At 34.4% G+C, this 1,675-nt stretch carries 1 protein-coding gene; it reads right to left on the reverse strand.

The window, feature by feature from the left end:
* Positions 1 to 134 precede the first annotated feature (134 nt).
* A protein-coding gene (locus tag ABD296_RS49275; RefSeq protein ID WP_085940413.1) for an IS4-like element ISAba1 family transposase occupies positions 135 to 1,225 on the reverse strand; the annotation gives its coding sequence in 2 pieces (ribosomal slippage) (positions 135 to 685 and positions 685 to 1,225; 1,092 coding nt in all).
* Positions 1,226 to 1,675 lie beyond the last annotated feature (450 nt).

Below are 1,675 nucleotides of genomic sequence, written 5' to 3' on the forward strand. Positions count from 1 at the left end.
ATTTTGATGTTTTTTTATTCAATTTTGCAAATTATAGTTTTTAATTTTTATAAATAGCTTAAATTGCTGAAAGGTTAAAGTTAGATGGCAATTTGACAAAATTTTAGCATCCTTTTCTCTGTACACGACAAATTTCACAGAACCCTTATCCTATCAGGGTTCTGCCTTCTTAAAATTGCCAAAATTTCCTTAAACTCTTCTTTTTTCCCAAAACCAATTAAACGCTGAATCGCCATTTGAACATAGTCTAAACCATAGCGAAATAAACTCATTGAGAGTCGTCCATGCTTCTTTATTTTTATCGCTTTTTTTTGATCATGTTGCCATTCACCCGTTAAGTAACACCAACAGAAGCTTATAGCTAACACCGCAATCAATTTTTTCACTCGTCTAGGGTCTGTCAAGCGCGTATTTTCAAGATTAAACCCGCGTCCTTTGAGACAACTGAATAAGGTTTCAATTTCCCAGCGTAATGCATAATCCTGAATAGCATTGGCATTAAACTGAGGAGAAACGACGAGTAAAAGCTCTCCATTTTCTAACTGTAGTGCACTTATATATAGTTTCACCCGACCAACCAAAATCCGTCGTTTACGACATTCAATTTGACCAACTTTAAGATGGCGAAATAAATCACTAATTTTATGATTCTTTCCTAAATGATTGGTGACAATGAAGTTTTTTTAACACGAATGCAGAAGTTGATGTCTTGTTCAATTAACCATGTAAACCACTGCTCACCGATAAACTCTCTGTCTGCGAACACATTCACAATACGGTCTTTACCAAAAATGGCTATAAAGCGTTGAATCAAAGCAATACGCTCTTTCGTATCTGAATTTCCACGTTTATTAAGCAATGTCCAAAGGATAGGTATCGCTATTCCACGATAAACGATTGCGAGCATCAGGATATTAATATTTCGTTTTCCCCATTTCCAATTGGTTCTATCTAAAGTCAGTTGCACTTGGTCGAATGAAAACATATTGAAAATCAACTGAGAAATTTGACGATAATCAAAATACTGACCTGCAAAGAAGCGCTGCATACGTCGATAAAATGATTGTGGTAAGCACTTGATGGGCAAGGCTTTAGATGCAGAAGAAAGATTACATGTTTGCTTTAAAATAATCACAAGCATGATGAGCGCAAAGCACTTTAAATGTGACTTGTTCCATTTTAGATATTTGTTTAAGATAAGATATAACTCATTGAGATGTGTCATAGTATTCGTCGTTAGAAAACAATTATTATGACATTATTTCAATGAGTTATCTATTTTTATCGTGTACAGAGTATGAATAGAATAAAGTGGCGTTGTCTGGTGAGAAAACTGTTGTTCTAAATGAGTTAAACGTTGATGCAGACTTGATAATGACTGAACCAGTATGACAGTGAATGCAATAGATAAAGCAACAACGGCACTCTGAAATTTAAAACCAATTGAAATGGCTAAAAACAAAGTCAAAGCGATCAAAACGATGATCATTCCCTGTTTGTCTTTTTTATACATGGGCTTAGCAATATGACACCTTCATTACAAATCATCTTACTTCAAGCCAATACATGCGTATATTTATACATACAAAATACTGCAAAAATCATAAACCTGCATTCATAGCCGTTTTCACGTAAAATACCCATAATTCAGTTTAAGGAATTGTTCAATGCCACC

The organism is Actinomadura napierensis (genome assembly GCF_039529375.1).
Lineage (GTDB): Bacteria > Actinomycetota > Actinomycetes > Streptosporangiales > Streptosporangiaceae > Spirillospora > Spirillospora napierensis.